Source organism: Lactiplantibacillus plantarum, from assembly GCF_014131735.1.
Classification (GTDB): domain Bacteria; phylum Bacillota; class Bacilli; order Lactobacillales; family Lactobacillaceae; genus Lactiplantibacillus; species Lactiplantibacillus plantarum.
Genome location: NZ_CP039121.1, coordinates 324,161 through 337,608, shown reverse-complemented (window position 1 = coordinate 337,608; position 13,448 = coordinate 324,161). Strand labels below are relative to the sequence as shown.

10 protein-coding genes are annotated in these 13,448 nt (G+C 45.1%); 6 read left to right on the top strand and 4 right to left on the bottom strand.

Annotated elements, in window-relative coordinates; translation table 11 throughout:
• Window positions 1-136: 136 nt before the first annotated feature.
• Both pflB and pflA read left to right on the top strand, forming a co-directional pair.
• Complete coding sequence (gene pflB, locus E5260_RS01470; protein WP_003642836.1) at window positions 137-2,395, top strand: formate C-acetyltransferase; 2,259 nt, start codon at window positions 137-139, stop codon at window positions 2,393-2,395.
• 36 nt (window positions 2,396-2,431) lie between these two features.
• Window positions 2,432-3,253: a pyruvate formate-lyase-activating protein gene (pflA, locus tag E5260_RS01465; RefSeq protein ID WP_003642837.1), complete on the top strand. Its 822-nt coding sequence runs from the start codon at window positions 2,432-2,434 to the stop codon at window positions 3,251-3,253.
• 224 nt (window positions 3,254-3,477) lie between these two features.
• Here pflA and E5260_RS01460 read toward each other — a convergent pair whose 3' ends face one another.
• Complete coding sequence (locus E5260_RS01460; protein ID WP_003643490.1) at window positions 3,478-3,789, bottom strand: metal-sulfur cluster assembly factor; 312 nt, start codon at window positions 3,787-3,789, stop codon at window positions 3,478-3,480.
• A 1,060-nt stretch (window positions 3,790-4,849) separates the two neighbouring features.
• Between E5260_RS01460 and E5260_RS01455 the strand changes: the two genes are divergently transcribed.
• A complete protein-coding gene (locus E5260_RS01455) occupies window positions 4,850-5,770 on the top strand; it encodes an aldo/keto reductase (RefSeq protein WP_003642839.1) in 921 nt (306 codons plus the stop codon).
• Between the two features lie 169 nt (window positions 5,771-5,939).
• Entirely contained in the window at window positions 5,940-6,464 is a 525-nt protein-coding gene (locus E5260_RS01450) for an HIT family protein (RefSeq protein ID WP_003642840.1), read from the top strand.
• A 94-nt stretch (window positions 6,465-6,558) separates the two neighbouring features.
• Here E5260_RS01450 and E5260_RS01445 read toward each other — a convergent pair whose 3' ends face one another.
• Complete coding sequence (locus E5260_RS01445; RefSeq protein WP_003642841.1) at window positions 6,559-6,804, bottom strand: YdeI/OmpD-associated family protein; 246 nt, start codon at window positions 6,802-6,804, stop codon at window positions 6,559-6,561.
• A 172-nt stretch (window positions 6,805-6,976) separates the two neighbouring features.
• Here E5260_RS01445 and E5260_RS01440 point away from each other — a divergent pair, with 172 nt between their 5' ends.
• Complete coding sequence (locus E5260_RS01440; protein ID WP_003642842.1) at window positions 6,977-7,405, top strand: hypothetical protein; 429 nt, start codon at window positions 6,977-6,979, stop codon at window positions 7,403-7,405.
• Window positions 7,406-7,507: 102 nt separating this feature from the next.
• Here the strand turns inward: E5260_RS01440 and E5260_RS01435 are convergent, their stop codons facing one another.
• Together E5260_RS01435 and E5260_RS01430 are read right to left on the bottom strand one after the other, a co-directional pair.
• Complete coding sequence (locus E5260_RS01435; RefSeq protein ID WP_003643493.1) at window positions 7,508-8,149, bottom strand: SGNH/GDSL hydrolase family protein; 642 nt, start codon at window positions 8,147-8,149, stop codon at window positions 7,508-7,510.
• Between the two features lie 1,015 nt (window positions 8,150-9,164).
• Window positions 9,165-10,832 carry a BCCT family transporter gene (locus E5260_RS01430; RefSeq protein ID WP_003642847.1) on the bottom strand — a complete coding sequence of 556 codons (1,668 nt, stop codon included), beginning with the start codon at window positions 10,830-10,832 and terminating at the stop codon, window positions 9,165-9,167.
• A gap of 770 nt (window positions 10,833-11,602) precedes the next feature.
• On the opposite strand from E5260_RS01430, the gene E5260_RS01425 reads away from it, so the two are divergent.
• On the top strand, window positions 11,603-13,447 hold the full coding sequence (locus tag E5260_RS01425; protein ID WP_003642848.1) for a heavy metal translocating P-type ATPase: 1,845 nt from the start codon (window positions 11,603-11,605) through the stop codon (window positions 13,445-13,447).
• The last annotated feature ends 1 nt before the right edge of the window (window position 13,448 follow it).

Here is a 13,448-nt window from a genome sequence, read left to right as displayed (position 1 = left end):
TAATAGATTGCAAAAAAATAACCCAAACGTGAAATAAATCACCTGAAAGCGGTTACAAATCCAGCAAAAAATGTTATGATTCAAATATAGAATTTTATCAATCATTTGATTGGATTCAAATTATGGAGGCGAGAAAATGATTACATCAGAAAAGACAACAAAACCAGCAGCTTGGAAAGGTTTCAAAGGCGGGCACTGGCAGGAAGAAATCAACATTCGTGATTTTATTCAAAATAACTTCACACAGTACAATGGCGACGAAAGCTTCCTGGCCGGACCAACAGCCGCTACTAAGACCTTGAATGACAAAGTCTTAGAATTAAAGAAACAAGAACGTGCCGCTGGTGGTGTGTTGGATGCTGATACTAAAGTCGTTGCAACGATTACTTCACACGGCCCTGGTTATATTCAAAAAGATCTCGAAAAGATTGTTGGTCTCCAGACTGACAAGCCTTTGAAGCGGGCCTTCATGCCATTTGGTGGTATTCGAATGGCTGATGACGCTTTGAAATCATACGGTTATACCCCTGATGAAGAAAACGACAAGATTTTCACTGAATATCGCAAGACTCATAACCAAGGCGTCTTCGATGTTTATACTCCTGACATGCGGAAAGCACGTCACTACAAGATCATCACCGGACTACCAGATGCATACGCACGTGGCCGTCTCATTCCTGATCTTCCACGGGTCGCTGTTTATGGGATCGATCGTTTAATGGAAGACAAAGCTAATGACTTTGCCCACATTGGTGATGGTGAATTGACTGATGATGTTATTCGCCTCCGTGAAGAAGTTCAAGATCAATACCGTGCTTTAGCAGATATGAAGAAGATGGCTGCCAGTTATGGCTACGATATTAGCAAGCCTGCAACTAATGCTCAAGAAGCTATTCAATGGATGTACTTCGCTTACTTAGCTGCTATCAAGACCCAAAACGGCGCTGCAATGTCCGTTGGCCGGATTGATACAACGATGGACATCTTCATCCAACGTGACTTGGACAATGGTGTTCTGGACGAAAGCCAAGCTCAAGAATTAATTGATCAATTCGTCATGAAACTACGGATGGTTCGGTTCATCCGTACTGAAGAATACAATTCTCTCTTCTCTGGTGACCCAATCTGGGCAACCTTATCAATGTGTGGTTTAGGCGTCGACGGTCAACACCATGTGACTAAGACTGCTTTCCGGATTTTAAAGACTTTGGACAACATGGGCGCCGCACCAGAACCAAACATCACGATTTTATGGTCAGACCGCTTACCAGAAGACTTCAAACGTTACGCAACTGAAGTTTCAATCGACAGTTCAACCATTCAGTATGAAAATGATGACTTGATGCGGGTACAATGGGGTACCGATTATTATGGCATTGCTTGCTGTGTTTCCGCACAACCAATTGCTGATGGAATCCAGTACTTCGGTGCCCGGGCAAACTTAGCCAAAGCGATTCTTTATGCCATCAATGGTGGCCGCGACGAAATTGCTGGAGATCAAGTTGGCCCTGCTTACGAACCAATTACTTCAGAATACATCGATTACGACGAATTCATGAAGAAATTAGACAAGCAAATGGATTGGTTAGCTGACACTTACGTTAACTCACTGAATGCAATTCATTATATGCATGATAAGTACTACTATGAAGCTGCCCAATTAGCTTTGAAGAATACTGATCTTGATCGGACCTTTGCAACTGGGATTTCTGGCTTATCACATGCCGCGGATTCAATCTCAGCTATCAAGTATGGTCACGTTAAAGTAATTCGTGACGAACGTGGTATTGCCGTTGACTTCAAAGCCGACAATGACTACCCACGTTATGGGAACAATGACGATCGCGCTGATGACATTGCTAAATGGTTAGTCAAAGAATTATACAGCAAGATGAACACGCATCACCTCTATCGGAATGCCAAACTTTCAACTTCTGTTTTGACGATTACCTCCAACGTTGTTTATGGTAAGAACACTGGTACCACACCAAATGGCCGTCAAAAAGGCGAACCATTCTCACCAGGTGCTAACCCTGCATACGGTGCTGAAAAGAGTGGTGCATTAGCTTCACTTCTTTCAACTGCCAAATTACCATACCGTTACGCAACTGACGGGATTTCCAACACGTTCGGCGTTACCCCTAACACGTTAGGCCATGACCTCGAATCACGGAAAGACACGTTAGTAAACATGTTAGACGGTTACATGAAGAACGATGGGATGCACTTGAACATCAACGTCTTCAATAAAGACACTTTGATTGATGCTCAGAAACACCCTGAAGAATACCCAACATTAACGGTTCGGGTTTCTGGCTACTGTGTCTACTTCGCAGATTTAACCAAGGAACAACAAGATGACGTTATTTCACGGACATTCTTCGAATCAATGTAACATTTAATCTTTAATAGTTAAGAAGGCGAAAGGCTCATGGAAAACAAACAAGTTTCAACAACGCAAGCGGCGGCAAAGGAGCCTTTGATAGGCTACGTTCACTCCATCGAAACGTTTGGCTCCGTTGACGGACCAGGTATCCGTTACGTGGCATTCCTTCAAGGATGCCACATGCGTTGCCAATACTGTCACAACCCTGATACTTGGAAACTCAACGTTGGCGATCAAATGACGGCCGACGAGATTCTCGAAGACGCGGCTAAATACCGGGCTTTCTGGGGCAAGACGGGTGGCATCACAGTCAGTGGTGGTGAATCACTGGTACAAATCGACTTCATCTTGGACTTATTCGAAAAAGCCAAGGCGATGAATATCAGTACTTGTCTGGATACCTCTGGACAGCCTTTTACCCGAGAACAACCTTTCTTTGACAAGTTCGAACGTCTAATGAAGGTCACGGACATTTCGTTGGTCGACATTAAGCACATCGATTCTGCCAAACACAAGCAGTTGACCCAGTATGGGAACGAAAATATCTTGGATATGATTCAGTACATGGCCCAACACCACGATGATATGTGGATTCGTCACGTCCTGGTTCCCCAACGGACTGATTACGATGAAGACTTGAAGAAACTCGGCGATTACATTGCTAAAATTCCAAACGACGTCGTTCAAAAAGTCGAAGTATTGCCGTACCATACTTTGGGCGTTAAAAAATATCATGAAATGAAGATCAAGTACCGGCTTGAAGGAATCGAGTCTCCAACCCAAGATCGGGTGGCAAATGCCGAAAAGCTACTGCACACTGCTGATTACAACGGGTACAAGACATGGATGCCATTGCCAAAACTTTAAATCGGCATTTCTAGCATGACTAAAACACCAGCGATACAATCGTCTACGGATGGTTGTGTCACTGGTGTTTTTTTGCTGGCTCGACGCATACACGTATTGCTGGCTGGAATTAGTACAGCGGCACGCAAAAAAGGCGCCGCGAGCCTAAACCAGCAACGTCTTTCCTTAATCATGCCCTATCCAATGACCGTCAGCCCTTGGACTGGCTGCGAACAGGCCGGCCACTAACTATGAATGCCTAGTTCCATTCGAGCTTCGCGGGACATCATACTTTCGTTCCAAGCAGGTTCCCACACAATCTCAATCTCGATATTGTTAACTTCTGGTAATTTGATCAGTTCATCGTGAATGTCCTTAGCCAACCATTCGGTCAAAGGACAGCCCGCAATGGTCAACGTCATGGTAATTTCAGCGGTCCCCTCCGCCGTCAATTGTGCATCATAGATCAACCCCAAGTTAACTAGATCAATTCCTAATTCAGGGTCAATGACATGTCCTAGCGCCTCGAAGGCCCGGTCTTTAAACGTTGTTGTCATCGTATCTCGTCCTTCCATACCAGCTTGAATTCACTGATTAATCACGCCAACGTTTCGCGGTATAAGTGCCACCACACTTGATACACGTCATCGTTATATAAAGCGCTTTCTTGTCTACTTCTATTGTACCGTATGTCAGCCCATATTCAATCAATTATTAGCGCTAATTAACCGACTTTTCAAACGGTCGGTCAATCAGCAAATTATGCGACTATTTCTCGAAAAAAATTCACTATAATCCCCGATATAGCAGCGTTTTGAGTCACTATTGATTTTTATTGCGAATTCACGGTTGTTTTTGTTGTAAGCGTTTGCGGTTTATGCTATTATACTAAGTGAGGAAAGGAATTAATCCTCGATTAGCAAAGCTTCTCAAAAGAGTTTGGCTGTCGCTGTAATGTTAGACAGCTAGTATCACAGTTTGGGTCGTTATCGAAACCGTTTTAAGCGCCGTGAAGCGTTATCGGTCTAGCGAGTGTCGTGAGATTTACGTTGGATGACTGAACGTTGACCCTTAGATAAACGATAACCGCAAAGAATTAATTGGCATTAGAATGACGAACAGATTTTAACTAAGTTTTAGTTGGAAACAGGTGTCTCCGATGACCAGTTGTTAGTTCCACATTACCAGTTCCATTTGTAGACTCAGGTATTACAAAGTTTAAACGGAGGTGCATGTCTGTTACGAAGACATTCCCAAGTTTTAAACGCGAGTTTGACTTTCGTTAAAACCCGTCTAACGAGTCGCAATCAAGTAACAACCTTACTTTAGATCGACTATAGCAGATAGTTACAATAAATACGGGTTAGTCCGTTAGAAGTTGGACACGCGTAAAATTGAATAGCATGAAGGTGTATCATATTAACACTGAACAATTTTTCATTGCTAATCAGGATTATTCCTCATAAGTAGAACTCAAGCAGAGAAGCCTTGGGTTCTATTTTTTTGCTCTAAAATCAGATTTACCAACAGTCGGCACCAGACGTAACCGTTTACATCCTCTTACGAAAACCGTATACTGAATTTAAATCAAGTTGCACATTGAGGAGGACTTTAGTTTTGAAAACGATTAATTTAGGTCACAGCAATATTCAAGCTTCCAGCGTGGCGCTTGGCATCATGCGCATGGACGCCTTGGATGTCGCTCAAGCCACCAAGGTTATCGATACCGCTGCTGATTTAGGCATCAATTACGTTGATTCAGCTGATATCTACGGTGGTGGTCAATCATCGACCATCTTCGGTCAAGCACTCAAGCAGGCTCACGTATCGCGTGATCAGCTCTATATTCAGTCAAAAGGCGGCATTGTTCCTGGCAAGCGTTACGACTTTTCCAAACAGCACATACTGGCAGCCGTGGATGGCGAGCTTCAACGCTTAGGTGTTGATTATCTCGACACCTTCCTCCTCCATCGACCGGACGCCCTGATGGAACCCGAAGAAGTTGCTGCCGCTTTTGACAAGTTGCAAACTAGCGGCAAGGTGCGCCACTTTGGCGTCTCTAACTTCAATCCCATGCAAGTTGACATGCTTCAAGCGGCACTAAACCAACGGCTCATCATCAACCAACTCCAATTTGGTATCATGCATACCGGTGCGATCGACTTTGGCTTGCACACGAACATGCAGGACGAACGTAGTCTTAACCACGACGGCGAGATGATCGAATACTCACGGCTCCATAAGATGACGATTCAAGCTTGGTCGCCTTATCAATACGGTAACTTCGCGGGTATCTTCTTAGACAATCCGAAGTTTCCAGAACTTAATAATGCCATGCAAGCACTCGCCGATGAGAAACAGGTCACTAAATCAGCTATTGCGACCGCATGGATTCTCCGGCACCCAGCCCACTTCCAAGTCGTCCTTGGTACGATGAATCCGGAACATCTAGCTCAAAATGCTGCTGGAGCAGACGTTACGCTTTCTCGGCAAGAATGGTACGACATTTACTTTGCAGCTGGCAACGATTTACCTTAATCACGATCGACCTAACAGAATTGACGATTAGTTTTTACAATCAAAACGACGACCCCAAATCAGGATTGATTTTCAGGTCGTCGTTTTTTAGACGTTTCACTAACATTTTTGATGTACTCACCACATCTACGCGTATACTTAATCTTATCAAGACTCAGGAGGCGAGCGAATGACATCCACTTGCACGATCTGTGAACGAATCAAACTAATTCAGGCACATCAGAATCCTTATTTCGTTTACGAACTCACAACGGGCTACGTGGTCCTTGCTGATAGCCAGTACTTTGAAGGCTACACGCTCTTTTTAGCCAAACATCACGTTACCGAATTACATCATTTACCGGCACACGAGAAGTTACGATACCTTGAAGAGATGAGTATCGTCCAGGAAGCTTGTGCGCAGGCCTTTCATGCAGACAAAATGAACATTGAACTACTCGGGAATGGTGACGCGCATGTTCATTGGCACTTATTTCCTCGCCATAACGGTGATACGCTCAACCCCGGTCCCGTCTGGTGGACACCGCTGGAAACAATTTATGGTGATGATGTCAGTCTAGACATTCCCCGTTTAAGCCGGTTGAAGCGCACGCTCAGCGTAGCAATTGAGGCCACGCTTAATGCTCGGGAAGCAGAATTGCAGGCTTTAGAGGCACTCACAAGGCCTGCTAGCCACAGAATTGACAGCAATTAGACCAAATCAGGACCCAGACCCGCTTAGATCTTGGTGGCTACACCCCAATTCTTAATCGCAATCCGTCACCGTATTTCAAATTGCCAAAATCCACCTATTTATCCGGCCGACTATCATACGCTCGCTTAGATTTATAGCCAGCTCGAAAAACCGTCTTCATAACTTCAATGTGCCGTTCCTTAGTTGCTTGTGCCTTAGTTCCAAAAATAAAGCGGGCCCATTCGCGCTGATAACCAGGTGTCAAAGCCACAAAGAACGTTTGCAATTCAGCATCAACCGCTAACAATTCGGTTACCGCCGGAATATTTTTTTCAAATGAACTGAGGGGTGCTGTACTCATAATCAAACCTCCGATTAGTTTTACTTAAATTTACTGTAAGAAAGGGAAAATCCCTAATTTTCAGGTTTTTATATTTCGAATTTTCATAAAATTGCGCTATCATTATAGTATAAGTATTATTATTTGACTACTATAATTAACCATACTGCTATTCACCAAGGGGAGCCCTGCTATGCCAAAATTTGATATCACCCTCATCAGTCCCGAACGCGCTAAAGCGATGTTGACTGAATATAAAGAACAACGTAAGAACTCTGTCCCACATCTGGCCCATCCTGGCCGCTATATCTTGCCGGATTACAAATTAACTCGTCGCCGGGCCGCATTCAAAATTGTTAAACATACCTTTTTAACGCCCCACTACAAGTCTTACGTTGCCATGGACTCTGACAACGGCCACACACTCTGGTTTCATAATTTCGGTTCCCTAACCGAAGCTTTATTCTGGTTAGAAACCGGCCTTAAAATCAGCGATACCGACTCCCATTCTAACTACAAGGAATGGATGGCTAAGCACACTACGGAAATCGAAACCTTCAAAGACTTGCTGCGCGAGCAGAAGCATAAACAAGGGCCCAAGACTAAGAAAAAAGCCAAGTAGCCCGTTTTGACACCTAGATTCAGATAAGCAGCAGTACGCTCATTAGCGTGCTGCTGCTTTTATTTACGATCAACTGTGCCATTCATTACTGACTAGGCCAACCTAAAAGTGGCTATCCAAAAACGACTGCAGCTTGCGTGCAATCACGCGATGACCGGCATTGTTCGGATGCAAAGTATCCACCGAATAAATGGCCGCTTGAGTGGGAATCGCAAACGTCATTCCCGCATCACGGTACAAGCTCAAATGTGGGACGCCATAGTCCGCAGTCATCTGGGCAATCGCTGCTTCATAATCTGACTGACGATACCCGAGACCATTAGTCACCGCACTAAAACTGCCGCCAAAATCAGAGCCAATATGAATTGCTGAAATAAATAACTTCGGCACGGTCGGCCAATTCGTCTGTAATCCCGTCAGTAACACCATTAACGCGCCATAAAATGTCGTCATATCGCAATCACCGTATTGCCCTAACGGCTGATTCCGACCATAGTCATTGACGCCCCCAAAGACAGCAATAAAATCAGCATCTTCAGGAATAGCTTGATAGCGCGCCGCCATCGCATCGTAGCGACTCCCAATCGTTGAACCAGAGATTCCCAAATTATCGCTCCGCTCGACATCCCAATCAGCCGCCAAAATATCATGATAATGCACCGTCGTCAACCCATTATTCGCCGTAATCGAATCTCCCAACCACGCCGGCCGCTTAAAACTAACGTGCCCATTACTAATCGCCATAGCCAATCCTCCCTTTACTATCATCGCTACCATTCTAATCCATCCCATCTGAATTATGGTAGAAAGATGCCTTTTAGGGTTGGTTTTCTGTTCGTCAGCCGGTGAGCGTCCTATTCCGACCTCCGGGGCTGGGTGACAATTGCTGGAACGCAGCCGACATCGATTTGAGCTAACGCATAACCCGCGTCATCTCAAATACGAGTCTTATTCTAAGCCGGAAGGAAATCACTTCCGACTAAGAATAATTTGGCTACTGAGCATTGTCACCCAGCCCCTCCAGTCTCAAGCCACGGGTTGAAGCCGAGCATTGTCTAGCCAACGGATTAATGCGGTTTGGGCATTTGTCCGTTGGCATAGCAAGCACAGACTTTAGTGGCACCGAACACGTTTCAGGAAGCCGCTCGAATGGCTGATGAACGGCCACTTAACTCGGCACAATTGGTCGTTGGTTATTTTGATACAGGAACTTTAAACGAGACGTTAGGGTTACCCTAACCACTTTGTTGAGGTGTTCTATTATTACTATAGTAATTCCGAAATAGCGAGCTATCCCAATATCTTTTCGACCTAACAGTTGATTAACAAAATTACTGTTTATGGAGAACAATGACAAATTCATCAAAAGTTGGGTACATCTTCGTCCGCCATTCGAATACTGTCCCGACTGGAAGGCGTTTCGGCCAATGCTCAGCGGTGAAATTCCACTTAGCAAGCGTCCTTGGCTTGGTTAGTGGAAGACCAGTATTTAAGACGTGGTCTTCGGCTTAAATCTGTGTCCACCGCGTTCCAGCAATTGGCAGAAATGCCTGGAGGGCGGCGTAGGACGAACGAACTAAGCAGGTTTACGCTAACCGGAACTGTTTCCAGCGGGCCTAAGCTGGTGGCTGTTGACTTTAAATAAAGGCATCTTTCTACCATTATTTCAAACAGGTGGGCCAATCTTAAAAGGCTCGTATTATGGAAATCCATAATACGAGCCTAGTTTAATTGATATATTTAGTTCAACTGAGTAGCGCTAATCGGCTTCCGTTTCACGTTTCCGTGCAGTACGCCGTTCGCGTGCGTAGTCAGTTTTAGTTGTGATTTCAACGTCACGTGCTAGCCGTTTCCGGCGTGCTAATTCAGCTGCTTTGGCATTGGCTTTCGCAGCTTCCTTGACTGGATCAGTCGTTAAGTCGTGATGGATCGAGTACAGTAAGACGAGCGCGACAATCGTTAATGGGAAGCCAGACATCGCACAGATGGACTGAATCGATTCAAAGCCACCGACCGTGACAAGCCCCAATGAGAAGACTAGGAAGATAACGACCCAGCTCATCCGATTGAAACGACTTGGTTGTTCCCCCGCGGCCAACTTTTTACTAGTAAATGACGAGGTAATGAAGGCAAATGAAGATACCGTCGTTGCTAAGAAAATAAAGCAAGATAGGCAGTACAAAGCCAGCATAATCATCTTCAATGGTAAGGTCGACAATACTGCTGCAATCACAGCGGCTTGTCCTTGCGTATTTAAGATATGAACTAAGTTAACGATGCCCATCCGTTGCAAGTATAAGGCATAACCACCCAAGATGGCGTAGAAACTGACACAACCTAATGAGCCCCATAGCAACATACCACCGAGTACCTGACGAATCGTCCGGCCCCGAGAAATCCGGGCAATGAATAAGCCCATGACTGGCATAAAGGATAACCACCAGCCCCAGTAGAAGATCGTCTGCCGTTGCATGGCCGTTGCGTGACCATTTGGTGCAGTATTCGTGCTCAACGTAATAAACTTATTGACAAACAAGCCAATACTATTAGTTTCTGAGTTTAAAATATACAAAGTTGGGCCAACAATTAAAACAACGATTAGGAAGCCAATCGCTAACCAAACATGGGCAGCACTTAGCCGACCGATTCCCTTCTTCAAACCATTAAAAACAGCCATGGCGAAAATTACGAATAATAAGGCAAATAACCCTAACTTTAAAGTCATCGTATCGGCAATCCCGGTAACGGCACTCAAAACTTTTGAAATGACGGGGATTTCCATCCCGACTGAAGTACCAACACCACCCATAATCCCAATAATAACGAGAAAATCAATCGTGTTCCGGGCAATTTGCTTACCCTTACCAGGACCTTGTAGTACTGAAATTGCGGCACTGAGCCGCTGAACCTTGATGTGTTTAACATACATTGCATAGGCAATTGCAATCGTGGCTGGCGCAAACATCATCCACGCCATTGGTCCCCAATTAAATTGTCCCAGCATGTGCGCATAATTATATGCAGAAGTTGAAAACGGCTTGACGCCGAATGAAGGGCTTTGGAGGTACCGTAACGGGTCAACCATGCTCAACATTAAGATGCTGGCATCGATCCCGGTCGCGTAAACCATACTGCCCCAGTGATACGTTGAAAATTCTGGTTTGTCATCAGGATCACCAAGTTTGGTTTTCCCTAACTTACTAAACCCTAAGTAAATGAAAAAGATAAAAGTGATCACATATACCGACATATAAAGCCAGCTCATGTTATTTGTGAGCCAGTTCAAGATGCCACTTAAACTCGTCTCCAGCGAATGGCCCCCCATTAATAAAACAACGGAAGCCGCCGCAAAGAGCCCAATTGTTGGTAAATAGACCCACCAATCAATATTCTTACTTTTTAAAATAATAAACCTGCTACTGAGCATATACTCTCTATATTTAGATCAAATTCGTGGTTCTTCCTACCAGCAATGGTAGTCCCCACGCGTAAATTTCCGACTAGCAATCGGTACACCCCTCCGAGTTAATCCTCGGAGCACTCAGCACCCTGACTGTATCAGGTTTGACCGGCATTGTCATCCGCATTCTGTTTGTGCTAACTCAAAATCAGTAGCAGAATTTCCTTCTTTCCGTTGGTTGAATCCGGACAACGCCATACTGACAAATGATTTTTAATTGCTTAATCGACGTTGGTGTTCATCTTGTTTAGCTAGTGTTTCTATTACCATCGTGCCTTTAGCACACGACCGTCGTCACACCACGTAACGATTAATGGTTACACTGCTCTTGCTAATAGATAACCCCCTTGAATCACCAGATAAGCCCACCGCACAACTGTTAGATTAATTGCTTGGTGCACCAAAAAAGCGCTTAGTACCGGGTAACAAGTTACCACCTGCACAGCGCACGTTGGCTTATACAAATGCTGATTTCAGTATTTTCTGATATCTGATGTTCGTTTATAAGTATACTAGTATTAAATCAGAAGTAAAATCAACCATTTTGAGCCGTCGAGGCCTAACCCGTCAAGGATTAGACGAGTTTTGCACCCATATTTTTTCTGAAACTTTTTAAAAGTTTTCGTAATAATTAGTTTTTTAGTTTAGAATCATTCTTATCTGTTTCAATTAAACCGATTTCATGTTATTCTTGTAACAAGTAAAAAAACGTTATCATCTAAAAGGAGGGGAACTGCATGCGGCACTACTATAAATTAATTTTAACGGTCAGCGTCGGTATCATTGCGGTTATTTTACAGTTTGGTTTGCACTACCAATTGGCAGCACAAATCATCATTACATTAATGGGGTCACTTATGGCCTTATCAATGTTAGTTGAGATGATCAAAACCTTACGTTCAGGTAAGTACGGGGTTGATTTATTAGCAATTACGGCGATTGTGGCAACACTAGCTGTCGGCGAATATTGGGCTAGCCTTGTCGTTCTAATTATGCTCACTGGGGGTGACTCGTTAGAAGATTATGCGGCCAAACGAGCGAATACCGAATTGAAAGCCTTGCTCGATAATTCACCACGTATTGCCCACCGCTCAGTCGCCGGCCAATTAACAGATATTGCCGTTGAAGATGTCCAAATTGGTGATCAGCTAGTCGTCAAACCTGGTGAGCTAGTTCCAGTAGACGGTCACCTTATTCAAGGAACGGCACTCTTTGATGAATCTTCATTGACGGGTGAATCTAAGCCAGTCGACAAGCACGTTGGCGATGACATTATGTCTGGTGCGGTCAACGGCGATAGTGCTGTTACAATGGTTGTTGATAAATTAGCCATTGATAGTCAATACCAACAGTTAGTCAAATTGGTTAAAGAATCCGAATCACGACCAGCCAAATTCGTACGGCTGGCCGATCGCTATGCAGTCCCATTCACCTTGGTAGCATACGTCATTGCCGGAGTAGCTTGGGCATTCAGCGGTGATCCCCACCGATTTGCAGAAGTCCTCGTAGTGGCTTCACCTTGCCCGCTGATTCTCGCCGCACCCGTTGCACTCGTCTCAGGGATGAGCCGAACTAGTCGGAACGGAATCGTGGTCAAGACTGGGGACATGTTGGAGAAGTTATCTACGGCTAAGTCCGCCGCGTTTGATAAGACGGGGACCATTACCAGTGGTCAATTAACAGTCAACCAAATTGTTCCTCAGCCTGGTTTTACTGCCGAACAAATCTTGCACCTCGCAGCGAGCGCTGAACAAAACTCAAGTCATATTCTGGCCCGCTCACTCGTCAAGTATGCGAGTGCCACTAGCCTCAGCCCGGCAACACAATTAGCAGAAGTAACGGGTAATGGGGTCACGGCAACGATTGAGCAGCAACAGGTCAAAGTGGGCAAACTTAAATTCGTCGCACCGACTACAACCGCCAAGCCACTTGCTACCACTGCTATCTACGTCGGCATTGATGACCAGTACGCGGGTTACATCACGTTTATCGACAATGTCCGCCCCGAAGCAGCCGCCACGCTTCAAGCACTCCACGCTGAGGGCGTTCAAAACGTCATGATGCTTACTGGTGACCAACAGGCAATTGCTGATCATATTGCCGCCGATGTCGGTATCGATACCGTTGCTGCCGACCTCCTACCCGCAGATAAAATTGCCCACTTAAAGGCTGTACCAGCGGGCGAACGCCCCGTTATCATGGTTGGCGATGGTGTTAACGACGCGCCTTCCCTGGCTGTTGCTGACGTCGGCATCGCCATGGGCGCCCATGGCTCAACTGCTGCTAGTGAATCGGCCGACGTCGTCATCTTAAAAGACGATCTTAGTCGCGTGGTCACGGCGGTGCGCATTGCTAAAGATACCATGCAAGTGGCTAAACAAGCCGTTTGGATTGGGATTGCTATCTGTACGATCTTGATGTTGATTGCCAGCACTGGTATCATTCCGGCACTCTTTGGCGCTATGCTTCAAGAAGTTGTTGATACGGTCTCAATTCTTTGGGCGCTACGTGCATTACGGGATCGGCCACAATCATCAGTCTCATCAACAACCACAACTCCCATAACAAAGGATGTGAGCTAAC